This is a genomic window from Phycisphaeraceae bacterium, assembly GCA_020639155.1.
Lineage (GTDB): Bacteria > Planctomycetota > Phycisphaerae > Phycisphaerales > UBA1924 > JACKHF01.
The window spans coordinates 1-21,746 of sequence record JACKHF010000002.1; the positions used below are offsets into that span (position 1 = coordinate 1).

21 protein-coding genes and 1 tRNA gene are annotated in these 21,746 nt (G+C 55.8%); 12 read left to right on the forward strand and 10 right to left on the reverse strand.

What is annotated here, in order from left to right; genetic code table 11:
* Nucleotides 1-266 precede the first annotated feature (266 nt).
* The 3 genes from H6815_10585 to H6815_10595 all read right to left on the reverse strand — a co-directional run bounded on the left by H6815_10585 (nucleotide 267) and on the right by H6815_10595 (nucleotide 2,045).
* A tRNA-Asp gene (locus tag H6815_10585) sits at nucleotides 267-340 on the reverse strand.
* Between the two features lie 168 nt (nucleotides 341-508).
* Entirely contained in the window at nucleotides 509-1,771 is a 1,263-nt protein-coding gene (locus tag H6815_10590) for a hypothetical protein (GenBank protein ID MCB9860884.1), read from the reverse strand.
* Nucleotides 1,772-1,871: 100 nt separating this feature from the next.
* The gene (locus H6815_10595; GenBank protein MCB9860885.1) at nucleotides 1,872-2,045 is read right to left on the reverse strand and encodes a hypothetical protein; all 174 of its coding nucleotides are present in this window, start codon (nucleotides 2,043-2,045) and stop codon (nucleotides 1,872-1,874) included.
* Nucleotides 2,046-2,097: 52 nt separating this feature from the next.
* On the opposite strand from H6815_10595, the gene H6815_10600 reads away from it, so the two are divergent.
* Nucleotides 2,098-3,486: a hypothetical protein gene (locus H6815_10600; GenBank protein ID MCB9860886.1), complete on the forward strand. Its 1,389-nt coding sequence runs from the start codon at nucleotides 2,098-2,100 to the stop codon at nucleotides 3,484-3,486.
* Between the two features lie 111 nt (nucleotides 3,487-3,597).
* Here the strand turns inward: H6815_10600 and H6815_10605 are convergent, their stop codons facing one another.
* Complete coding sequence (locus H6815_10605) at nucleotides 3,598-4,050, reverse strand: hypothetical protein (protein ID MCB9860887.1); 453 nt, start codon at nucleotides 4,048-4,050, stop codon at nucleotides 3,598-3,600.
* Nucleotides 4,051-4,060: 10 nt separating this feature from the next.
* Nucleotides 4,061-4,885, reverse strand: a complete 825-nt coding sequence (locus tag H6815_10610) for an EF-hand domain-containing protein (GenBank protein ID MCB9860888.1) — start codon at nucleotides 4,883-4,885, stop codon at nucleotides 4,061-4,063.
* A gap of 167 nt (nucleotides 4,886-5,052) precedes the next feature.
* Between H6815_10610 and H6815_10615 the strand changes: the two genes are divergently transcribed.
* The 4 genes from H6815_10615 to H6815_10630 all read left to right on the forward strand — a co-directional run bounded on the left by H6815_10615 (nucleotide 5,053) and on the right by H6815_10630 (nucleotide 7,966).
* A complete protein-coding gene (locus H6815_10615; GenBank protein MCB9860889.1) occupies nucleotides 5,053-5,502 on the forward strand; it encodes a hypothetical protein in 450 nt (149 codons plus the stop codon).
* A gap of 12 nt (nucleotides 5,503-5,514) precedes the next feature.
* The gene (locus H6815_10620; GenBank protein ID MCB9860890.1) at nucleotides 5,515-6,000 is read left to right on the forward strand and encodes a hypothetical protein; all 486 of its coding nucleotides are present in this window, start codon (nucleotides 5,515-5,517) and stop codon (nucleotides 5,998-6,000) included.
* A gap of 8 nt (nucleotides 6,001-6,008) precedes the next feature.
* A complete protein-coding gene (locus tag H6815_10625) occupies nucleotides 6,009-6,449 on the forward strand; it encodes an AtpZ/AtpI family protein (protein MCB9860891.1) in 441 nt (146 codons plus the stop codon).
* Between the two features lie 134 nt (nucleotides 6,450-6,583).
* Nucleotides 6,584-7,966 carry a hypothetical protein gene (locus H6815_10630; protein ID MCB9860892.1) on the forward strand — a complete coding sequence of 461 codons (1,383 nt, stop codon included), beginning with the start codon at nucleotides 6,584-6,586 and terminating at the stop codon, nucleotides 7,964-7,966.
* Here the strand turns inward: H6815_10630 and H6815_10635 are convergent.
* Nucleotides 7,963-9,429, reverse strand: coding sequence for an endonuclease/exonuclease/phosphatase family protein (locus H6815_10635; GenBank protein MCB9860893.1), 1,467 nt, complete (start codon nucleotides 9,427-9,429; stop codon nucleotides 7,963-7,965). The genes H6815_10630 and H6815_10635 overlap by 4 nt on opposite strands.
* Before the next feature lie 353 nt (nucleotides 9,430-9,782).
* Between H6815_10635 and H6815_10640 the strand changes: the two genes are divergently transcribed.
* The 3 genes from H6815_10640 (at nucleotide 9,783) to H6815_10650 (ending at nucleotide 11,909) form a co-directional block, all read left to right on the forward strand.
* Nucleotides 9,783-10,100, forward strand: coding sequence for a hypothetical protein (locus H6815_10640; GenBank protein MCB9860894.1), 318 nt, complete (start codon nucleotides 9,783-9,785; stop codon nucleotides 10,098-10,100).
* Between the two features lie 300 nt (nucleotides 10,101-10,400).
* A complete protein-coding gene (locus H6815_10645; protein MCB9860895.1) occupies nucleotides 10,401-11,291 on the forward strand; it encodes a hypothetical protein in 891 nt (296 codons plus the stop codon).
* A 66-nt stretch (nucleotides 11,292-11,357) separates the two neighbouring features.
* Entirely contained in the window at nucleotides 11,358-11,909 is a 552-nt protein-coding gene (locus H6815_10650) for a copper-binding protein (protein ID MCB9860896.1), read from the forward strand.
* 321 nt (nucleotides 11,910-12,230) lie between these two features.
* Here H6815_10650 and H6815_10655 read toward each other — a convergent pair whose 3' ends face one another.
* The 4 genes from H6815_10655 to H6815_10670 are packed head-to-tail and all read right to left on the reverse strand — an operon-like array spanning nucleotide 12,231 to nucleotide 15,981.
* Nucleotides 12,231-13,082, reverse strand: coding sequence for a uracil-DNA glycosylase (locus H6815_10655; protein ID MCB9860897.1), 852 nt, complete (start codon nucleotides 13,080-13,082; stop codon nucleotides 12,231-12,233).
* 16 nt (nucleotides 13,083-13,098) lie between these two features.
* Nucleotides 13,099-14,310 carry an aminotransferase class V-fold PLP-dependent enzyme gene (locus H6815_10660; GenBank protein MCB9860898.1) on the reverse strand — a complete coding sequence of 404 codons (1,212 nt, stop codon included), beginning with the start codon at nucleotides 14,308-14,310 and terminating at the stop codon, nucleotides 13,099-13,101.
* A 52-nt stretch (nucleotides 14,311-14,362) separates the two neighbouring features.
* The gene (locus H6815_10665) at nucleotides 14,363-14,563 is read right to left on the reverse strand and encodes a hypothetical protein (protein MCB9860899.1); all 201 of its coding nucleotides are present in this window, start codon (nucleotides 14,561-14,563) and stop codon (nucleotides 14,363-14,365) included.
* Nucleotides 14,560-15,981 carry an SDR family NAD(P)-dependent oxidoreductase gene (locus H6815_10670; protein ID MCB9860900.1) on the reverse strand — a complete coding sequence of 474 codons (1,422 nt, stop codon included), beginning with the start codon at nucleotides 15,979-15,981 and terminating at the stop codon, nucleotides 14,560-14,562. The genes H6815_10665 and H6815_10670 overlap by 4 nt, the downstream gene beginning before the upstream one ends.
* A gap of 136 nt (nucleotides 15,982-16,117) precedes the next feature.
* Between H6815_10670 and H6815_10675 the strand changes: the two genes are divergently transcribed.
* The 4 genes from H6815_10675 to H6815_10690 all read left to right on the forward strand — a co-directional run bounded on the left by H6815_10675 (nucleotide 16,118) and on the right by H6815_10690 (nucleotide 21,604).
* The gene (locus tag H6815_10675) at nucleotides 16,118-16,957 is read left to right on the forward strand and encodes a hypothetical protein (GenBank protein ID MCB9860901.1); all 840 of its coding nucleotides are present in this window, start codon (nucleotides 16,118-16,120) and stop codon (nucleotides 16,955-16,957) included.
* A gap of 144 nt (nucleotides 16,958-17,101) precedes the next feature.
* Nucleotides 17,102-19,063, forward strand: a complete 1,962-nt coding sequence (locus tag H6815_10680; protein ID MCB9860902.1) for an HDOD domain-containing protein — start codon at nucleotides 17,102-17,104, stop codon at nucleotides 19,061-19,063.
* 91 nt (nucleotides 19,064-19,154) lie between these two features.
* Nucleotides 19,155-20,330 (forward strand): hypothetical protein, encoded by a 1,176-nt coding sequence (locus H6815_10685; protein ID MCB9860903.1) that lies wholly within the window; start codon nucleotides 19,155-19,157, stop codon nucleotides 20,328-20,330.
* 146 nt (nucleotides 20,331-20,476) lie between these two features.
* Nucleotides 20,477-21,604, forward strand: coding sequence for a hypothetical protein (locus tag H6815_10690; GenBank protein MCB9860904.1), 1,128 nt, complete (start codon nucleotides 20,477-20,479; stop codon nucleotides 21,602-21,604).
* The last annotated feature ends 142 nt before the right edge of the window (nucleotides 21,605-21,746 follow it).

Here is a 21,746-nt window from a genome sequence, read left to right on the forward strand (position 1 = left end):
CGAACCTACGGCACGCACATGGCACGCGTCGTTCCCATCCACGTGCTCAAGGAGTACATGGGGCACTCGAAGATCGACACGACCCAGACGTTCTACCTCGCAGCCGATACGCGCGATGCCGATGTGGCGCGTGAGACCCTGAGCGACTTCCTGACGCCGGGCGAGACTGAGCAGTCAAGACGCACTTCAGACGCACCTCCCGAATCCGAGCCCGAAGACGCCGACGACAAAAATGATAAAGCCCTGCAAGTGCAGGGCTTGGGAAGCGAGGCGGACGGGACTCGAACCCGCAACCACCGGATCGACAGTCCGGGACTCTAACCAATTGAGCTACCGCCCCTCGGATGTTTGCTGGCTCAGTATACCCGTCCAGCACCCGGTCACCCGGGCCGCAAGTGTAGGCGTACCGCTACTTGGGTCAAGAAATCGCAGGCCGGCGCAGTCTGGCGACAATGAACCCTGTGCTGTACAAAAGCCGAAGCGACTTCATCGAGTCGCATTGCGGTTTTCATTCTCCAGACTCACTGAGCCAGGCAGCCCATTTGGCTTCCAACTCGTCTGCACTAATCTCGAATGTCTCGCGGGTTGCAGCTTCAAGAGAGCTGCCGTTGGCCAGCATCTTCACCCAGTCCTGGCGCTGCTCACGCGAGTATGAGTCTGCGATATATCCAAGAAGGTTGTGCCCCATCTCGATCGCAAGCATGCGGTCGGTATCGGACAGCGAGGAGACGTTGCTGAGTGAGGCAAACTTTGGCAGATCACCAGCCTTCAATGGACCACGGACCTTCTCCATGTTCGGCTCAAGATCATCTTCAAACTTTTCACATGCAAACTCGGCAATCCCAGTTGCGATCCACCAAGGCATCTGATCGGCGTGCGAGCCGATCTCGTGCAGTGTCAGCATAGTGAATCGACGGGCGAGATCGGCCTTCAGTGCGTCTTCCTCAATCTCGTCGTTGGCAATCAGTTTCACAGGTTGAGCAGGGTCGATCTGCCAAGGTTGTGTCTCGTGCTTCAGAAGACCATTTGAAAATGCAAAGTGCTTCTCGTTGGGGTAGATTCTGATCGGCACCATCTTGTCGATGCGCGTTCCCATGCCACGTTCAACGTGCCTGCGAACATCGCGCATCGCACGACCAACAGTGCGTTGAAAACCACTATTTTCTTCGAGCGCATAGATGTTTTCACGGTATCCGCCGCGAGCGCGGAACTTCTCGCCGGCATACAGCCACTGCTCACCTGAATCCGTTGTGATTCTGAAAAAGCTGCCCGGAAATGTCAGTGACTGAGGCAAGCCGTCAGTGGTCCAGTTCCAGGTGATCTCTGTTGATGCAATCGCATCTTCGATCGTGACATGCTCCGAATCGATAGTGACTTTGAATGCCTTTGGCGCGCGATGATTGATGTCTTTCGCCCATTGCTCCTGCTCACGCCGGAACCCGGGATCGCCAGACCATACATAGGTGAGGTATGTCTCAGCGTCGCCTGCACGCACGGTCTGTTCCATGGCGCGCACTGTGTCGGTGACCGCTCTGACAACATGCTCGGGTGCTGGCATCTCACCAAGCTCGCCCTCGGTCTGCCATTGGGTCAGGCCACCCCGCCCAAATCCCTTCTGCAGAATGCCGACTTCTTCCTGATTCGGTTCATCGGGGAGCGCGTTGCCTGGCGGCGGTTCTTCATTCTGGGCGATTGCTGCTGTTGCGAGGAACAGTGCTGCGCATGAACCTGCACAGAGAAACCACAGATGACGGTATTGATCAGATTTCATGGGTATGGATCCGGGCTGGGGACGACGAGGAGCGCTCTGGACTGTGTCGGAGCAGTCATCATGATAACCAACTCCGCAGGCAGGTGCTGTGTTTCACTTGTCAGGGAGAACGAGACACCAGAATCGGCATATCTCCGGGGTTATCAGGACGCATTGTGTCCTGCGACTGGCCTGACTTGGCCAGATGCGATGGTGAGTACGCATGTGACTGGCCAGAGATATGGATGCGCACGCTGCTCCCCATCGAATACGAAGGGGTACGTTGTGTTGGCATTGGGTTTGCATCTTCGGATGTGCAACATCTGTTCGCATACCGGAGAAATGTCATGGGTCTGTTTGAACGACTGGAAGCGCGCCAACTGCTCACATCGCATCTGCCGAACGCCCTGTTTATACCGGAGGGGTTCGGATCGTCGTCGATCAATGAGTCTGTCGAGATTGTTGATATCGACTCTTCGTCGTCTGACTGGGAGCTCTGGGCGAGATACGAGACAGGCGCGCGGGATCAGATGATCGCCAGCGGCACAACCACTGGCGGTGAGCGCGAGATGATCGCAATCAGCAGCGTCGGCTCATCTCCTGTTGTCCGTGAGAACACGCCGTACGCCCTCGAACTGCTCTCGACAGATGATTCCGTTCGTGCGGTGCTGAGGCACGACGATTTCGGATCAAGAGCAGGCGAGCATTTCCGAGATGACTCGGGAACAGACTTTGCGCTCCCCTCCATTGTGAAAGATGACGCATCTGCCCGTGACTTTGTGCTGGTCTACAACCCCAATGATGACAGCGCGGAGGTCGAACTTGAGATCGAGAACGAGCATGGCATGACATTCACCTTTGTGAAGGTGGTGGAGGGGCATCGTCGCGCAGGATGGAACATCTCGCAGATGGATACGCTTGCGAATGGAACATACACCGCGAAGCTATCGAGCACGCGAAGCATCGCTGTCAGCGGCACGAGCTACGACCTCATCAATGCAAGCGCAACGATTGCAACCCAAACCGCGAACGTAGCGCTCGCGGGCGCGTTTCTGTCAACAGAGTTCGATGGCGGTTCCAGTCCGAACGACGACACACTTATCACCATACTGAATCCCGGCTCTACGGATGCAATTGTCGATTTCAGGACCATTCTGCATGACTCATCGACACTGTTGGGCGGACCCTCGACGTTCACTGTCAATGTCACCGCTGGTGAATCAACAACGGTCTCGCTCCGCGGGCTCGGATTTACCTCAGCAGATGATGACTTCTCACTGGTGTATGCATCAAATACATCCGTGAGCGCATCAGCTGTGACGGAACGCCAGAGCAGCCTCGTGTTTACAACACCCGAAACCCGTGCTGCGACAGAATGGGTGTTCACGCAGGGGCAGATCGATCGCCTGCGCGGGAATGAGGTTCGCACCGAGGACGTGTATCTATTTAATCCATCCGCATCAAGTATCAGTGTCACGGTGACATGGACATTCTCGAATGGGCAAACGGTGACTGAGACGAAGAGTCTCGACCCGCTTGAGGTGGAAGACCCCGATGGCAGGCTCGACCTGCTGGCGTTGCCAGCGGGCGGGCTTGCCTATACCGCTCGCGTTGTGGCGACAGGCCCTGTTGTTGCATCGCTCGAACACTGGGATCCGATCGGGCAGAGCACAGGCGTGACAAATCTAGGTATTCCAATGGGTTCGATCAGCCTGCTCAGTTCGGTGTTGATCTGATATCTGATGACCTCGTCCGGAGATGTTGAGGGACAAGCAACAGGAAAGCCCGGGGACTGGATCCCCGGGCTCTGTTGTTGACTGGGTTGTTGCAGAACTGGCTGCGTGCCGTTACCGCTTCATCGCACCCAATGCGAGCAGTAATCCACATAACGACACTGCACCGGGTGCGAGTGGCGGATGACGTGCAGCGACAAAGGTATCCCTGAGAACAGTTCTGTCTGCTGGGTCAAGGAGAGAGTTAACATCCTTCGCGTACTCGTTGTTCTCTTCGAAGTGCTCGTATGTGCCAAACACGCCGCTGCCAATAGTTACCAATCCAATGAGAACCGCGATGATTCTCAGTGGAGCTGGTGATCGTCTGGCAATGAGAAGGACGACCGAGCACAATGCGACAGCGCCGCACACGATAACAGGGATCCATTGCACAAACTCGCCTGTGTGCTCCATGAGGAGAAGCTCGCCGATCAGTCCGATCGACGACAGCAGCGCAAGCACAAGGAACTGCCAGCGGCAACTGCATCTCGATGGCGATGATGATACTTTGGTTTCTTTGTCAGCCATGACGATGATCTTACTCTTCGTTCGCACGCGCGATCACGGTGGCTTCAGATTCGATCTGCCTGCCGACATGCACGAAATAGTGCATCATGGCGAGTTTGATCTGCTCCGGCGCGACGGGCAGTGCCTGAGAGCCGCGACGCTCGCCGCGCTTCGGTTCGAAGGTGTCGTGGCTGACATTCTGCAACCTTCGCAGCACGGCGACCTGCTCGGAGGCCTTTGCGTTATCGCCTGCGAGCAGGGCCTTCTCCATCACGATGGATGCTTCTATTGTTTCGACAAGTGACGTGCGTATTGCGAGGCGGATTGCTGCTTCATCGCCGTTATATTTTTCTTTCGCCGCGTTTGCAAGTGGCGCACTCCCAAGCTGTGTCTTTGCGTTGATCAGCGCGCGTTGCAGATTGTCGATTGCTGCATAGGTTCGAGTTTGATCCTCCGCATTGAAATCTGCGCGCTGGAGGAGCCTGAATGCTGCGCCCGCGGACTCCATCGATTCGTGGAATGACGGGGCGTCGCCTGCATTTCCGCCATTGCCTGCGCCTCCGCCCGGGCCGCGCTGTGGTGGTGGGGCGTTTTCGATTTCCTCACGTGTCACGAAGCCATCCTTGTTGGCATCGGCGTTGTCGAAAAATCGCTCAAAGAATGTGCCCTCAACCTCTGCCTTTGAAACCTTTCCATCCCCATCAGCATCGCGCTCCATCATGCGTTCGACGAAGTTTCCTCGCCCGCCGCCACCTCCCGGTCCGCCGGGTCCGCGTGGGGGGTCCTGCTGGGCAAGCGCGGCTGAGGAGATCGAAAGACCTGCAACCAGAGCGATACAGACGGATCGAGTATGCATGATGTGTTTCCCCAAAATGGATGGTGCGACAGCGGCAGGCATGAAAAGCCAAGCCTGTAGATCGTAGAACGACAAAGGTTCGATACTATTTCTTCGGGTCATCTGGAATGTCGAGGGACAGAAACCAGAGCTCGACACACATGGTTCTTCGCAGCGAAGGAGCGAACATGCGTTGGGGCTGGCTCGTTAACCGGTTCGAGGATCCACAGCTTCGGCTCACCCGTGCTCAGCGAAAGCAGGCATTGAAGATCGTTCATGAGGCGTATCTGAAAAACTCACTCTGGTCGTTTACGTTGCTCGCGGTGGTGCTGCCGATCTTTGTCGCGATGGCGATACTCATGCAGACCAGACGCTGGGTTGCTGCGTTACTCGGCATTATGCCAAGCAACGCCGGTCTGCTCATCATCGCGTTTGCGGTGATTCTGGTCTGGCCGTGGAGCGCGTTCATGTACGGTCGGTTCTACGCAAAGCCGTACAGGCGTGCCCTGCGCGATATGGGCATTGATCTGTGCGTGAACTGCGGGTACTCGCGCGAAGGGATCGCAGAAGACCTCCCATGTCCAGAGTGTGGCAAACGGCTCGCTGGTTCCCTCAACTCAGCAGCGGATATGACGTGATACACTTCGCTTATGAATCAACATCGCTTGAATCTGATTGTCCTTTGCTTTTTCGCTGCGCTGCTTGCTTTATTGACTGGTTGTGCGGTCAGCCGTGAGCAGCAACTCGCTAGAAAGGCCGATCGGATCGAGACAAAGCTGGTTAACGCTCAGACGCAGGCACTCGAACTTCCCGTTGATTCCACCCAGCGTGCAAAGCAACTTGAGCATCTTGAGCAACTCCGCACATGGCTGAGTGCTGCGAATATTTCTCGCGGCCAGATCCAGCACTTTACCAGCATCGCGTCGATTCGCACGCTTGCCTACGACATTCTCGAAGAGGCCTACGACACGATCGAGTGGAACATCCCGTTGCTCCCCAGCGACCCGATTCGCAGGATGCCGTCAGGGCTCTCGGCGGATGGATCATTGCAACTTGGGACGGGGCAGTTCATAGCTGCACCACACAAGAACCAGTCGTCAGGGTATATACCGCCAACGATCACGCCAGCACACTGAGACATTGCATGAACGATGACACACCACCATCAGATCGCACTCGGCGAACCATACCAGAACTCCCCGAAGTGCTCCGTGCTCCGTCTGCTGAAGAGCAGCAGATGATTACAGAACATCAGCAGCGTGAGCGAAAAAGACAGGACAACTCAGTCTCAAAGACAATCAGCGATACCGGCAAGGTATGGTCGATCGCTATCGACTTTGGCGCCAGTGTGGTTGCCGGTGTCCTTATTGGCTTTGTCTTCGATTACTTCCTGGGTACAAAGCCGTGGGGCCTGATCACATGGGCAGTGCTCGGTTTACTCTCTGGCTTTGTCAGGTTTATTCGTCAGGCGATGAAGGCGAATCGCGAGCAACTTGCAAAGATGCAGGGCAGGAAGTTTCGAACAGTGACCAGCAGCGATGCGTACGACGATTCACCGGAGAATGAGCCTTCTGGTGCCCGATAGTTTCCCCGGAGAAGTTCCGAGAACTTCATGATGTGGGCCAGAGTGCTACCATCCGCGCCAGCGTTTGGGAGATCGCTTTCTCTCGCCATCAATTCAGCCGAATCAAGGGTCGCAGTATCGTTGGAGTATAACGGGTGATCTCAATACTGGTGCTGACATGTGTGCTGCTTGCGCTGCTGATTATCGGCATGATGTGGCGACAGGCTGCGCGCGGTGAAGTTGACCTGCTCAGCGTGCGAAACTTCTTCCTTGTTGGCTTCATCATTTTCCAGGTCACCGCGACAACAGTCCCGCTTCTGACAGGCGAATACCACGATTGCCCCCCGCCGGGCAATGTGGGCAAGGCTGCGACAATCTATCTCTTTATACTGGTTCTCTTCCTCGTCTTTTTCCTGATGCTGTACAAGCACGGGCTTCGAAGTGAGAGGATTGCCTACAGGCTCGTGCATCGTTTTCCAGCGATCGGGCTGAACGCAACACTGATTCTTGCGGCTGTAATTCTCGGCTTTGCAATTCCATGTCGTTTTATTTTTATTCGATTGCCCTTTATTGGTGCAAACTTCATGTACCTCTCGGTCGGCTTCTTTGCACTTGCAGCGGGTCTTGCAGCATGGGCGTGGGCTCCCAGGCTGATGAATATTGCTGTAGCCTTCCCCGCTGCTGCAATTATTGGGATCGCTGGCCTCGGTTCGATGTCGCAGAGCTTCGGTCGAAGATTTATTCTTGGTGTGCTGATTGCGTGCATCTGGGGCGCATATCACAGCGCCTGGCAACACCTCGGGTTTCGTCAGGCCTGTATCCGATTAATGATTGTAGGTATGGCAGGGGTTGCGTTGCTTGCCTCGTACACATCGGTGAGAAATGCTGATTTCAGAGACCTCAGCGGTGTTGGTGTTGCAAAGGCACTTGCTGGTGGCAACATCAAATCAGGTGTATTGAACCTGCTCTCGGGCCAGTATGCTCCGGCGTTCAGCATGTGGCTGATTGAGGAGCGATTTGAATCAAAGCAGTACGATCTGCTCCACTCTGTGAAGCTCGTGCTGACACTTCCGATACCGCGCTCAATTTATCCCGACAAGCCCGAGGGGCTTGCGATTACTATTCCGCGAGAGCTGAATGTTCGCAAAAAAGCCAAGGAGTACAACGTTGGTCCGGGGCTTGTTGGGCACATTGTCAATGACAATCCATGGATTTCGTTCATTCCCTATGTGCTGATTCTGGCGTTTTCTATCCGTCTGCTCGACAATATGACAACATACGGCAGATACAGTTCTTTGGCGATCATGCCGTGCGGCGTTGCTATTGGACAAATCATCGCGCTGCCGAGAGGCGAGTTGGGTACGTTCTTTGCTGCAGCAACAATTGCGACTGCGGGGAGTTATCTCATAATGCTGTTTGCGCGGGGTGTGTTCCGCCGGCTGAATCTGACCCAGGAAATTCCAGACGCGCCAGCCGAAGATCAACCAGAGTACGTTGATGATCAACCGTACGGGTATGGCATCGAACCCGTGTATTAACGGTTTGCTGTGATATCTGCAACAACCGGCAGGTGATCGCTTCCATTTGCATCGTCAGCGGTAATGCCTATGGCTGCGAGTGCCTTATCGCTCAAACGAGATGGATCGATGACAAAGCTGCGCGCGATAGATGCGCGTGCGTCGCCAACCATCATCCAGTCAAGCCTGCCCGGTGTGAAGTCTGATTCCCAGTCGCGCCATGTGTATGTGCTGCCGTCGCCGAGCACGCGTGCATCCGCAACCTCAAGTGATGTACCATCGTGATCAAGCCCAGCACGCAGTATGTCAAGCGGAGGGCGGGATCCAACGAGATTAAGATCTCCCGCAATGACGCGTGCGCGATCGCTGCCCGTGTCCCATGCAGCGGCAAGGCGCTGGTTGATCGCTTCCGCTTCAGCCATTCGTTTCTGGTCTTCGGGGCTGCCAGCAAACCCACAGCACTTCAGATGGACACTCGCAGCGGAGATGGGGCCGATGGGTGAGTAGATTGTGCCAGCAATCACGCGAAGCGGCGAACTTCCGCCACTCATTGGTGCGTCAGAGACGCTTGCAGCTGTCATCGCGTAGCGAGATGCAATCGCAACGCCGGTCTGCTCACCCTTGATGACGCGCCATGGCTGTGGGCCTGGAGCAAATGCAGCAAGCCAGTTCTCAATATCTTCTGCGGTTCCGTCGTGCCATTCCTGGAACAGGATAATGTCCGGATCTGCCGCCTGAATAAGTGCCGAAAACCCATTGGGATTCTTCACGGGTGATGTAAACAGGACGTTGTACGACATCACGCGCACTTGTCCAAATCCGCGCGTTGGCAATCCCATCTCCACCCCGAGATCGGGCTGCATTGCGGGGAGACGAGCGGAGAACATCGGCGTTGCGCCGATGGCTTCGCCGTTCAGGTTCAGCATTTCAAACACACCAACAACGCGCTTGCCACGTTCACGCAGTTCGGGAAGGGCTGCTGCTTCGCGGGGTATGCGCATCTCGTACCAGTTATCCGCATAGGTTGGCGCAAACATCAAGCCGACGTCGCCATTAGAGATGGGTGCTGTTGACCCATCTGCGTTCAATCGTGCACACGCCACGCCGCGCCCTTGTGCTCCATCTTCGCTGGGCGAGAACACGATCTCTACTTCAGCGCCGATCATTCCCTCATTGCCGGATGCATCTCGTACTGTTGGTCCGGAAGTTGCAAGTCCTGTCTGTGTATCACCATCAAGATCAAGGACAAGGCGCAGCATCCCGTCAAACGATTGCAGTGTTCTGGGTTGTGCGCTCGGTCTGACGCGGAGGTAGAGGTAGTGTTCATCTGCTTGAATAACATCGCTTGCAGGCCACTCACTGGTGTCGCCGTCAACATGTACGACAGCCGCTGTCGTCGGATTGGTGCTTGTGCTGCTGGATGGGGTTGTTGTGCTTCCGTCGCCGTTGCATCCTGCGAGCAGCACACATGTAGCGAGACCCAAGCCCGCTCCACTCAATCGCGTTTGAAGGGGTTGTACTGCAGAACGGAAAAAGGTCAGCATTGAGCACTCCTTGGGGATCACAGATTCATGGCTGAGCCGTTGTGATAAGCGGCTCTGACAACAACCTCGGCTTGCCTCTGCACAGCCGGGGAGGGGATTCTCAGACGTTCTTCGACTCTACATCGGCCGACAGACGGTGTTTCGACCGCACGGAAAGACGTGGAACCCTCATTATTGCGTCTGATTCCGGGTTGGGTAGACGAAGTTTGGACTTACTGCACCAGCCGTCTTAGACTTGGGGCCGCACTTTGCCCGCTTGGATGTGGCGTTTGTGCCGGTATGGAGATATGACGATGATCGATTCGCTTGAAGCAGGCCAGACAATCCGCTGCACTATCAAGGCTGAGCCCCGTCGGCTTGCCTCTGAGAAGACAATCCGCCGTCTGATGCAGATGGATCCCGCAATCAGCAAGGGACTCCGTGTCTCTCAGGCGCGTCGTCGTACCAATCTCCATGTCTATGTTCGTGGCAACCGCGACTGGACCGATCGTGAGAAGTGCCCCAACATCGCGCAGGTGAAAACCGGCGAATCATGGAGCATGGTTTACTCGCCCCTGCTTGCAAATGATCTCAAGAGTGTTGCCAGCTACATCGATGTGGCTAAGGCCTGAACTCATGTGATATGTAAAACCAGATCATCAAGACCCGAATCCTCAGTGGATTCGGTTTTTTCATTTCGCATGGATCTTTTCATCATCTGAACTGAGATCTGTACGCGTACAGATCCTAATCCGGTACGATGCCACGTCAGTTGACAGACTCATCAGAAGAAGGGATGCACCATGTTCGGATTTGGCAGGAAGAAGAAAACAACGACTGAATCTGCACATCTTCCTGGACCCTCAGCAGCTCCTGAGCCTGAAGTCACTCCACCGGCTCCTGAACAGGAGCAAATGTTCCACGATGCTGCAGTGAATGATGCGAGGTTCCCTGAAGCCGCGCAGGATGGAAAGCCCGAATCTGTCAGCGCCAGCACGCTTGCTGAACTCGACCAGAGACGGGAGGCGGTGATTCGTGACAATACTCGCGAGAACATGATCCGCTTCTGGGAAGCTGTGTGCAGTCTGCCACAGTGGTACTTTGCCTCAAGGGCAGATACGTCAGCTCTTGCTCAGGGATCGCTTCCCCCTGTGCTCACATTGAACAGTCAGGAAAGAAACATGGTCGCTTTCTTCTCAACACGTGAGCGTGCATCACAGGCGGCCGCGAGATTTGAACAGAATGCAGGGAACCCGGGTGATCATGCTGTGCTGGGCATGGAAACGCGCAACGCACTTGGTTTCATATGCAGCATGGATCAGGGTATCCAGCATGTGCTGTTTGACGAGGTACCCGGTGTGTGCCAGGGGTTCGGCACAGAACTCAACGTTATTCCAGCGATGTACGCGCACTTTGGATTCATTCCACCGGTTGCGTGTCTTGGTCGCATGGCAGGTCCGATCAATGCAGCAGGGCATCCGCAGATGTTTGCAGACGCGTACAAGGTGCTCGCGCATCAGGATGTTCTGTACATGGTCCAGACTGCGGAGGGCCAGATCGCAATGATGGAGCATCCTAAGGGTGTGGTGTGTCCGGTCTTTCCGGATACAAACTCTGCTGCGGCATTCAAGCAGGTGGACGATAACCGAATCGTTTCATACACGCCGCACGAACTGGGTGAACTCGATGAACTCCTGTCACAGCGAATCGGTGAGACCTATGTGGGGATGATCGCCCACACCAGCACGACACCAATTTTCATTCGTGGCGATCTGTTCCGGGAGGTGCTCGCGGCTGTGCCAAAGTCGCAGAGAGGTGAATAAATGCTCCTCTCATAAGACGTTCTGCGCGGTGATGTCGAGTCTTGTATAACGCGCATACAGTGATGCATGAAAACAACACACACACACATCCGCGTTGCCGTCGCAGGATTGATTTCACTCGGACTGCTGAGTGGAATTGCTGCATGTGAGAAAAAGCCAGCATCGAATCCGACCCCGAGCGGTCAGGATGAGCACGCAGGCCACAACCACGATGGCCATGATCATGGTACGGATGTCTCGACCGAGCAACTGCATATCCAGGATGAGTACACGTATACCGTGCGAGGCGAGATTGATCAGATGCCCTCAGCCGATGCACCGATGTCCGCATTTCGCGTGCATCACGAAGCTATCCACAACTTCGTGAACAGCAAGGGAGACATGAAGGGGATGAACTCCATGACGATGGAGTTCCCGCTTGGCGAACACGTAAGTCTCGATGGGTTTGTTGTCGGCGACAAAGTGTCAATGGATTTCACGGTCACCCGTGAGCCGTGGGGGTACTTTGTGACAAAGCTCGAGAAACTTCCAACTGAAACAGAACTGGTGTTCGGGAAGGCTGATCCGTCACGCATTTCCGGAGAACACGATCACGGTGATGATCAGGGCGGCGAATAGACGCGATGATGTATATTCAGTCCGCTGCATAATCCCACGGATCATGGTTCGTGGGTTTTTCTGGTTGAGTCAGAAATGATCATGAAAAAACCCAGCACCCAGCGGAATCGCCGAGTACCGGGTCTCGTGGGGGCATGGTTGTACCGTCACCGCTCTGGTCACGGAGACAAAGTATTATTCGCTGACAATCTGTCTGAGTTCCTATTCAAGTGAAAAAAAATCTGGGGCGGAAGCCCCCGGTTTGAGGCTGAAAATCCGCAAAATTGCATGATTATTCGTCTCTGGCTGAATGAATGTCGAGCGCGAGGATGTCCTGGGGCTCTAGGCTGGAAGCCCTATTTTCTTCATGACCTGCTGGAGGTCCGACCAGACCTTCCCTCGCGTCTCGGGCGTGTGGTTCCTTAGAACGTACGCGGGGTGGAAGGTCGGCATGACTTGATACTCGACGGGATCGAGACCGAGTCGATCGTCGCGGAAAGTCCACCAGCGACCGCGGAGTTGCCCCATCGCAAGACCTGACTTGAGAAGCAGGTGCGCAGCAGGCTTGCCCAGCGTCACAATCGCGCCGGGGTTGATCACGCGTATCTGATCAAAGAGATACGGCGAGCACTTCTCTGCTTGGTCCAGCGTGGGTGTTGCGTTGTTGATGGGACGCGTCTTGAGCACGTTCGCGATGTACACGTCGCTTCGGCTGAGTCCCATCGCTGCGATCATCTTGTCGAGCAACTGCCCCGACCTGCCGACGAACGGCCTGCCCTGCTCGTCCTCGTCTGCGCCGGGGGCTTCTCCGACAAACATCAGATCAGCATCCGGATTCCCCTCGCCGAAGACGATGTTCTTGAAGTTTGTGTTGAATCCTTTGTGCGGCTCATCCTTTATGTACCGTGCGAGGATGTCATCGAGCTGCGCCTGCTTCGTCTTCTTTGATGTGCGTGGCATGTCGGTGGTGAGGTGCTCCGTGCTGTGTCCATCTGTGCGCACAACAACGTTGATTGCTGGTTCTGGCTTTGTCTCGATGACGCGCCGATTGTCCTCGGTTACACCACTCGAGCTGGTTTCTGCTGCAAATGATCGCGCCTCAGACGAGACAGGGACAAAGTCGACGCCGAACCTGCGCGATGTGTCTGCAGCCTGCGCCGCGATACGAAGTGCTTGTGCGCGCGATGTTGTCATTGCACACCTCGCTGGGTTATCGAGTGATGAGCGTGTCGAGTGTTTTCAGCAGCACGTCGATCTCCGCATCTGTTGTGTACACACCCGGGCTCATGCGCACGGTGCCACCGGTTGCAAATGTGTCGAGTGCTTTGTGTGCGCCGGGAGCGCACAGGAACCCGCTCCGCACGCAGATGCCCGCTTCTGCATCGAGCGCAGCTGCGAGATCGCCCGGTGCCCAGTCTTCTGCTGAGATCGCAACAACGCCGACGCGGTTGCTCACATCGTGCGTGCCGACAATGCGCACCTTTGGATGGTCCGTGAGATGGTCGATGATGCGCTTGCACATCGCTCGCTCGTGGGCGAGCGCGTCGTGGCCCTTGGGATATCCGTCCGCTTCGATCGCTGCGAGCAAACCCACGCATGCGACAGTGTTGTGCGTCCCGACCTCGTAGCGCGCGGGCATCTTCGTTGGCATGGAGTCCTTGCCCGAGTCGCCACCCGTTCCGCCGAGACGTGTCGGCTCGACACGCAGTCCCGTGCTGACAGGTGTCTCACCCGTCGCGCGCTCTGACAGGTACAGCACACCAATCCCGGTAGGGCCCATGAGAGCTTTATGACCGGGAAACAGCAGCATGTCGATGTTGTCAGCCTGCACGTCGATCGGGATGACACCCATCGTTTGTGATGCATCAACGAGCGTGAGTACTTCGGGGCGTGTGTCTTTCAACGCGCGACACACTTCGAGTGCCGGCAGCAGTGTGCCAACGCCGTTGCTCGCCATCATCATCGAGACGAGCACCGTGCTCTCGTTTACGTGCGCGAGCACGTCTTCTGTGCGCATGAGGCCGTCGTTGTCGCATGGCACCTGCACCCATTCGATGATGCCCATCTGATCAAGCAGATACAAGGGCCTGCGCACCGCGTTGTGTTCGAGGACTGTCGAGACGACACGCATTGGCTTTGTCGGCTTTGGTAGATGTGCAAACAGACCCATGATCGCCATAGTTGTTGAGTCTGTTGCGCCGGGTGTAATAACGACACGCTCAGTTGCGGGTGCGTTCATCATCCTCGACAGATGCGAGCGCAGTCGTGAGACGTACTCGGCGCTGCGGACTGCCATTCTGTATCCGCCACGACCAGGCGAGGCGCAGCCAGTCCGGATGAAGTCTGCCATCGCGTCTGCGACTTCGGGAGGCTTGGGCCACGTTGTAGATGCGTTGTCGAGATAGATCGGTGTGTGCGTCATTCGTGCGATGTTCCAAAGAAACGAACAAAGAAATCAGATCAGTCACAATCGTTCACAGCCTGCGCATGCGCCACATCCACGCGCCGTAGTCGAGCGTGGTGTGGATTCGTTCCCGTCTGGATTCCGGCATGCCACGACCGAAGGCTGTATCGATGCGCCAGCGCCAGTACGGGCCTCGTGTTCGAAACCCCGTGCGAACAAGCAAGCCCAGCAGCATAAAACAACCCATGACGAGAGACCACAGACGCGTCATGAATCATTGCTCCCGCTTGAGTTGGTCTGCTTTGATTGCACGGGCTTTGTCACGGGCTGCGGATTAACACGCGATTGTGTGCTTGATCCCAGTTCTGATCCTGCCACCGGCCTGCCACGGGAACCCTTGCGTTTGTTCTTGTTTGAGTTGCGTGCCAGCGACACGGGCTTGTTCTGGAAGAGTGATTCGCCCGATTCTGCATCAGGCTTTGTTTGCGAAGCGGGATCCTCGTTATTCGATGTGTTCGATGGTTCCTTCGCAGCGGGGGATTCCGGTTTCGGAGTCGATTGCTTTTGTGCGGTTGCGGTCTGCTTTGGAGCTGGCTTTGCAGGTTGAGTTTGTTTGGTGGGAGCAGGTGTTGTAACGACAGGTCTGCGCTTCGGTGTGATCGTGACGATCTCGGGCATGTCCTTCGTCCGCCACGCGAGTGTGCGCTCGAGCCCCTCCTCGACACCAATATTTGGCTCAAACCCCAGCATCTTCTTCGCGAGTGACACGTCGGCGCTGGAATGCTTTACCTCGCCTTTGCGCTCGGGCATGTGCTTCGGCTTGATGTTTGCTTTGCGGAGGATGGACCCCATCATGCGCGCCAGTTCGTTGATGGATGTTGATCCGCCGCACGCGATGTTGATTGCCTGACCCCTGGGATCCTGCTCGACCACACCCGCGAGGAGCAGCGCCTCGATGACGTTATCGACATAGGTGAGATCGCGTGACTGCTCGCCATCGCCGTAGATAGTTGGTGGCTTGTCCCCAAGCAGGCACTTGGTAAATGCGGGTACAACCGCAGCGTACTGCGACTCGGCGGTTTGTCTCGGGCCGAACACGTTGAAGAACCGAAGACACGCGGTTGAGAGACCGTAGGTGCGTGACCACGTCCGACAAAGTTCCTCGCCCGCGAGCTTTGATGCGGCGTAGGGGGACATGGGCTTAGGTGTCATAGTCTCGACCTTCGGCTGGGCCGGGTCGTCGCCATAGACGGAGGAACTGGACGCGAACACGACGCGATGGGCTTCCATCGCCTTGGCAAACTCCAGGACGCGGAGTGTGCCCATGACGTTGTTCTCCATCGTCATCTCGGGCTGCTCGACCGACCTGATGACAGATCCCATCGCAGCAAGGTGGAAGACGATCGGCTTTGCCCCGCGTCCGAGGGCGTTGCCCGCGATCCGCATGGTCTCGGTGGACATGATGGTCCCGCGGACAAACCAGAACCGCTTGCCGAAGTCCCGTTCCAGCCTGCGGGGGAGGGTGTCGGTCGAGTTCGCGAGGTTGTCGACGACGACCACGCTCGCACCGAGTTCGACGAGGCGCTCAGCGAGATGCCCACCGATGAACCCTGCGCCCCCGGTCACGATGACCCGCCGGTCGGCGTAGAAGATCCCCAGTCCGCTGTCGTCCTTTGGTGCGTGGTCCATTGGGCGATCATATCGCAGGGATGGCCCGTCGGGTTCGATTTCGGGCCTGAAAACGTGAATCTGTCAGCATCCTGTCGACGCGGATGTCATCTCGGGATCGCTCTGGCGGGATCAGCGACATAGGCTGTCTGCCCCAATGACCCACTCCCTTCCAGCCGGCTCCTTTGTCCTCTCGATCGAGACATCGAATCCGTCCATCGTTGCGCTCACTGATTCTGTTGTGTCGTTTGCGTGTGGGTCGGGTGTCGCGCTGGGGAAGGTCACGGGTGCCAACGAGATAGAACTCGTTGTTGTGGAAATCTTTGAGGCTCGGACACAGGGTGAGAAAACACCACGTCGGCGAGCGGGGTCGCAGATCGATCGCCACGACGATCAACTCATGCCAGCTATCGCGCGCCTGTGCGAGCGGGCCGGTGTGAACCCAGGCGATGTAAAGCTTGTCGGCGTTTCGGTCGGACCCGGCGGGTATACGGGGTTACGTATCGCGATCACGTGCGCGAAGATGGTGTGCTGGCTGAACGATGCGATCTGTATCCCAGTTCCGTCCGCGTTGTCGGTTGTCGCTGCAACAGCGAAGGCCTGTTCGCTGCCTGCCACTGTCTCTGTTGCGCTCGCATCGAAGAATGAACGCACATGGAAATATGGCACGGAGCCAGCGAGCGCGCATGTGACGACGATTGTGCTGCCTTACACAGTGACCAATATTCAGGTGATCGATGCTGACTCATTCGATCAGATGACATCGGACACGCTCATTGCTGATTCGCACTTCCCTGAGCAGCTGCGCGCACGCGCGATCGAACGCGGCGTAACGCTTGTGCATCCGTTGATCAGTCCTGTTGCAATGCTCGATCTGCTCCCGCATCTGCCAGCCGTGAGCCCCGAGTCGCTCGTGCCGATCTACGGACGAGACCCGGATGCGGTGACCCAGTGGCAAGCGAAGGTGGAGCACGAAGCAAAGCAACGCGAAGTATGACCATGTGTGCAAAGCGTGTGCGCAAAGATTGCGCGGTTGTCATCGTTTGGTGGTGTCCGGGCATGACCCTGTCCCGCTGATGACTGCGCCTGGCCTCATTTCGTCGATACGAGCTGGGAATCCTTGTTCTGACAGGAGATCGGCTTGGCGCGACGAACCACGACGCGAAGAACAACCGCCAACGCTCACACGCCCGAGGCGCGTGCAGCACGCGTGCGCGCAGCGATCGACTCAATGGTCCCGCCGTCGGCGCTACTGTCCCGTCTGTTCCGCGTCTCGCGTGCCAGTGACATCGATCTTCACGACATTGTGCGTTTTCTGGAAGCAGACAAAGCGCTCGCCCTTCGTGTGCTGAGTGTCTGCAATCGTCTAAGACAGACAGAACGCGATGAACTCGAAGCGATCCCATCGCTCCGCCGTGCGATTGTGATGCTCGGGCTTGAGCCGGTCCGCGATGCGGTGCTTGCCGTGAGTGTGTACGACTCGATCGAAGCAGCACGCGAGCGGGCGGAAGCAAAGGCTCGCAACGATCACGAATCATCAACGAAGTCACAGCGATCACCCTTCGTGCGATCGGAACTCGACTGGGCAGGGCTCTGGCGTCACACGGTTGCGGTTGCCTGTGCGGCCGAGCAACTCGCGATTGCGCTCCCAGCAATGCATGTGCAATCAAGTCGGGCGTTTGTCATGGGACTGATGGCGAGCACCGGCAAGTTCGCGCTCGATATTGTGCTTCCCGAGAGTTACACGCGCGTGCTCGCGCTTGCTCGCATGCGACTGAGTTCGGCAACCCAAGCTGAGACGGAAGTGCTCGGAATTAACAATCTCGAAGCGTCCGCCCATCTCTGCACGCGATGGAATCTGCCCGATGAGGATGCGTCAGCAATAGGGGCGATTGCATCTGCTGCGGATCCAAAGACAGAACAGCAGGTTGATGCGGTTGCCTTCATTCTGCACTGTGCGCAGATGATTGCGCGCTCGTGCCACCTGGGTTTTTCCGGCGAGTACGACGAACTGACGAGCCCAGCAAAGACCCATCGGTTCATGGGCATCACCGAGCACTTGTGCGATCAGATCACACGGAAGCTCCCTGCGATTGTTGCAGAGCGTGCCGCGCTGCTCGGGATTGAGGAAGCAACAGACACAGAGTTGATGATCGACGCGGTGGGGCGAGCTAATCGCGAGATTGCGTCGCACCATGAGATTGCAGATGCCCACGCAGAACACGCCCATCGTGCGATGAACGTGCTGGCATCTGTTACGCGCACAATCGAGCGGAGTTCGTCGTCGGCCGACATCCATGCTGTTGCTGGGTCAATCCTTGAAGCGTCGGGTGCGTTATTCGGGTCGGACGACCACACGTTGTTTGTCAGACCGACCTTCGGCAACGCGTGGATTGCGCTGCGCCAGAACAAGGACGAGCTGACAAAGCACACACATCCGATTGCCTCGCGCGTGCTCGATATTCAGCATTCATCACTCCAGCAGGACATGACAGGCTGGATTGAGCTTGCCGATCCAGCCATGCTGGGCAGACTCCCGATCAGTGCTGCGCCGTGGTTGTCTGAGATGTATCAGAATGATGCGTCCGCACGTGTGATGCCGCTTGTGTTCGATTCTGATACTGGCTGTTGCGCCTTGCTTGTGCACAAACGTGCATTTGATGATGCGGCAAAGAGAGTGGAACTGCTTCGTGCATTGTCGACTGTGTGGGGTTCGCGCATTGTCGCGTGGTCGCAGATGCAGCAGCTTCAGTCGCAGTCATCGCATCACGCAACATCCATGGTCGAACTTACGTCGATGCAGGATGAGATTCGTTCGCAATCAATGCTGGCAGAACTCGGCAAGGACACCGCAACTGTGATGGAACAGGTCGAGATGCCGGTTTCTGTGATCGCGTATCGCGCAGATCAACTTGCACACGCAACAAACGACGTGCATGTGGAGTCTGTGGCGCGCACAATTTGTGCTGCGGCGAACGAAGTCTCCGCGGTTCTTGAACTTTTGCGTGAAAGAACGGAAAAACTGGCTGGCGATGTGGGGGGAGAGGGATCCTCGGCAAGCGTTGCGCCCCAGCAGGCAGTTCGCACAACCCACACAAACTGACTCAAGCGACGCACCTTTGCAACCGATGCACGGGGGTCGGGTTGCGTTTCGCCCGCGATTCTGTGCTGTGACACGGACGTTGCAGCCACCGATGACATCGCTGGAGCAGTCACGGATGAAGCTGTTCGGGTCAGACAATCGCGACAACGACGCAGGGACAACACCCCCGGTTGGCACGCGCTCAAAGGGGCGAGTGTTGGTCGTGACTGGTCGCAAGGGCGTGTGGGAGTTCGTCAATCAGACGCTGTCCCCGCACACAACATCGATCGTTCGCTGTGGCTCAGTTCGCGAAGCGATCGTGCAGTATGACCCTGATGATTACGTTCTGCTGATCGTTGATGCGAAGTCTGCAGGGTGCATGGAGCGCGCAGCTGAGGTTGCCACACTCTGGCCCGGCATCGGCGTTGCTGTGCTGATGGTAAAGCCCGGACTTGAGGACAGTCTTGCTGCGGTTCGTGGCGGTGTGATAGATGTCATCGATCGTGAGCTTGCAAAGAACACAATCGCAACACGTCTCATCGATGCATTGAACGCGGGCCGATCGAAGCGCACGCACGAGCGCCACATCGACACACTCTGGGCACTCTGCGGTGAGCACGGCGAGTTTGCGCAGGATAACGCGGAAGAACGTCCGGACGAATCGTTCGGCGCACTGGTCGACGGGCTTGTCGACATGTTCGACGAGATGTCGCTGACACTCGATACAACAAAGCAGTTGACTGAGTTCCAGACGCTGCTTCGGCAAGAACTTGATCTTGAGGGTGTGCTCCGCACTGCGCTCCAGCAGTTACTCGCGTGTGTGGGTGCGTGCAACACAGCTGTATTTCTACCGGGCACGAGCGGCGACTTCTCACTCGGTGCATACGTCAACAACGATCTGAACCCAGAGCATCTGGACATGCTGCTGGATGAGATTTCAGATGCGGTTGGTGCCCATGTGGATCATCTGCCGAATCAACTGCATCTCCGCAGCGCGAGCGAGATTCAGCGCGAGCTCGGGATCAGTGATGTGTGGATGGGCGATCGCCAGATGCTACTCGCGCCGTGCAGAGCGGATGGCGAGGTGCTGGCTGTGGTCGCGTTCTTCCAGGATCAACAGTGCCCATTTTCTACAAAGCTGGTCGAACTGATCGAGCCGGTAGCGACGCTGGTCGGATCGCAGCTTGCCCGGGTCGTTCGCGTGCACCATCGCCATCTGCCCAAGGACAAGTGGGGGTCTCTGACTGAGCCGCACAGTCTGGGCGATGATTTCGATATCGCAGCCTAAGTTGGAAAGCAAGTTATTAACATTAGCAAGGCACTGTCGTGTCTTGTTGTGTTCGTATAAATACGGATATCTCCTAGTCATGGAGTGTTTTTGCTGTTGCCTATTCTCGAGTTGTATGCGCTTGTGCATGAAGAAGGAAAAATACGATGTCAGTACCAGACCCAACAGCTCTCGTAACAGAAATTCGGAAATCGCTTGAGGAGGAGGTTCAGAAGTATCGCGAGCACTTAGCCAATCAGGCTAGCAGCCATAAAGATGATTTAAATAAAAAGTACGAAGACCACGCAAGGCTTATTATTAAATCGACAAAATCCAGGGATTCAGCAATAAAAGTCTTTGTTGGAGCTGGAACTTTTGTTTTGACAACATTGTTTTCGGTAACACAAATAACCTCTTGTTCTGAGTTGAACTCAGAGCGCAATAAGTTTCGTGATTACATGGACTCGACAGCAAAGCATGTAGAAAAGAGCCAGGAACAGTTTTATTCATTTACAAAGGATCTACGCGATGATGCAACAAAAGTAGTTATAGAAACGACAAAAAGTGAGTTGATTGCTGTTGGTGTTGAAAAATCGATATCTGATTTTTTAAAAACAGAAGGAAACAGGGTTATTGAGTTACATCTTAAAAAAAGCAAAGACAAAATAGATGTACAAATACTTGATGATTTTATAAAGCAAAATCCTTCATACATGCCCGTTCCAGTGGGAACTGTTATTGCCTCAATGCTTCCTCCTGATAAGTTCGCGTCGTTAGTTGGTGACGTTGAAAAGTCAATCAACAAGAAACAGTGGGTGCTTGCAGATGGCCAAAACGTAGCAGGCTCGACATATGCGAGCATTGCAAAGGAGCTTTTGCAAGGTCAACAAATCTACATGGAACCTGGAAAGGAGAATTCAGTGCCTGATCTTCGCGGCGTGTTTTTGCGAGGAATCAACGCAGGCAGAGATCGATTCGAAGATCCTGATGGCGAGAGAGCAGCGGGAAGTTTTCAGCGGCATGCTTTTGCTTCACATCAACATTGGATGTTTGGGGGTTCGAAAGGAGCAGGTGCCAATAACTTGGGTGCTGGAAACGAATCGCTTCCGGCATATGCCAGGAGTTTCCATCCGCCAGGAGCGAAAAGTACAGATCCTATTCATGGCGAGTCGTATGAAATCTGGTCTTCAACCCAAACAGACGATGCGAGCCTAAGAGGTAAAACAAAGGGGACCGGCGGTGTTGAAACACGTCCCAATAACGTCGCTGTGTACTACTACATCCGCATCAACTGACAAACCGAAAATGATGGCGTATTCAGGGGGCTGGGCAATGGTGCTGTAAGCCTGCTGGAGCGCGTTCGGTCTCTTGACCGGTTGTTCAGTTTTGATACGATCGAGGCTCTGCCGAGCATGTTCGGCAAGCGATAGGCCTTTG